1 tRNA gene is annotated in these 227 nt (G+C 46.7%); it reads right to left on the bottom strand.

Going from position 1 to position 227, the window contains the following annotated elements:
• Positions 1 to 151: 151 nt before the first annotated feature.
• A tRNA-Glu gene (locus tag OGV98_RS00005) sits at positions 152 to 227 on the bottom strand.

The following is a 227-nucleotide window of genomic DNA, read 5'->3' as shown; positions in this document are numbered from 1 at the left end:
TTTTCATTTCTTATTACGGAGAAATGAAACAGTGTGTCGTTTCAATTTTCAGCTTGATCCAGATTTTTAAAGAGCAAATATCTCAAACGTCACCCGAAGGTAAGTTTTGAGATATTGAGGTCGGCGACTTTCACTCACACATACCAGCAAGTGGCGTCCCCTAGGGGATTCGAACCCCTGTTACCGCCGTGAAAGGGCGGTGTCCTGGGCCTCTAGACGAAGGGGAC

Origin of the sequence: Citrobacter sp. Cf136, assembly GCF_030333815.1 — a bacterium.
GTDB lineage: Bacteria > Pseudomonadota > Gammaproteobacteria > Enterobacterales > Enterobacteriaceae > Citrobacter > Citrobacter freundii.
Note: the sequence above shows the minus strand (reverse complement) of the source record. Positions and strands in the feature narration are given on the sequence as shown.